2 protein-coding genes are annotated in these 1,037 nt (G+C 49.8%); both read left to right on the forward strand.

Features of this window, described 5'->3' with window-relative positions:
- Positions 1–428 (forward strand): VWA domain-containing protein (locus R7Q38_RS24855; protein ID WP_318114736.1); only part of this gene is annotated, 428 nt, incomplete at its 5' end.
- Positions 421–1,037, forward strand: a 617-nt coding sequence (locus R7Q38_RS24860) for a VWA domain-containing protein (protein ID WP_318114738.1), incomplete at its 3' end; no start/stop codon positions are given. The genes R7Q38_RS24855 and R7Q38_RS24860, both read left to right, overlap by 8 nt.

A 1,037-nucleotide genomic window follows, 5' to 3' on the forward strand; every position in this document is an offset into this window, starting at 1 on the left:
CCTTTGTCGATAGCGATGCGCCCCAGCGCGTGATGATTTTGCTCAGTGACGGCAGTAACACCGCTGGTGTGTTAGATCCAATCGAAGCGGCTGAGATTGCGAAGAAATACAATGCCACTATTTATACCGTCGGCGTAGGTGCTGGCGAAATGATGGTGAAAGACTTTTTTATGACTCGTAAGGTCGACACCGCAGCCGACCTTGATGAACAAACGCTCACGAAGATTGCAGAAATGACTGGCGGGCAGTACTTCCGTGCGCGAGATGCCGAACAACTTGAAAAGATCTACGACACAATCAACAAACTGGAACCTGTATCAAGCGATACCCAAACTTGGCGGCCTCAGTCCGAATGGTTCCCATACCCATTGAGTGCAGCTTTAGTGCTTTCTATGTTGTTGTTCCTGCTAAGGAGAAAACATGGCTGAGTTTACTTTCCTTAACCCATATTGGTTACTGGGACTGATAACAATCCCCTTCGTACTCCTGATTAATCAAAAATTTAGAGCGAAAAAATCCGCGCTGATTGCCCCGCACCTCGCCAAAATGCTTGGGCAAACCACCCAGTCCAAACCCTATTTTACGATTTGGGGCTTGGCTTGGGCGATTGCCTGCGCAGCGCTCGCTGGGCCGAGCTGGCAATCAAATACACGTCCAAGCTTCGAGCTAAGCCAAAATCGCATGCTAGTGCTAGATATGTCTCGCTCGATGTACGCCAGCGACATCAAACCCAATCGCCTTACTCAAACACGTTACAAAGCGTTGGACTTGTTGCCGAAGTGGAAAGAGGGGGCGACTGGATTGATCGCCTATGCAGGCGATGCCTACAGCTTGAGTCCGCTAACGACGGATGCTAGTACGCTAGCAGGTATCATCGAGAACTTGTCGCCAGAGCTGATGCCATTCCAAGGCTCGAACCTCCCTGCTGCAATCGAATTGTCGTTAAGCCAATTTTCACAAGCAGGTGCAAACCAAGGAGACATTGTGGTTCTTGCCGATGATCTTGATGATTCAGAATTGGCCCGCTCCCTGGATTT

It is taken from the genome of Vibrio sp. Vb0598 (genome assembly GCF_033338935.1).
Taxonomy (GTDB): Bacteria; Pseudomonadota; Gammaproteobacteria; order Enterobacterales; family Vibrionaceae; genus Vibrio; species Vibrio alginolyticus.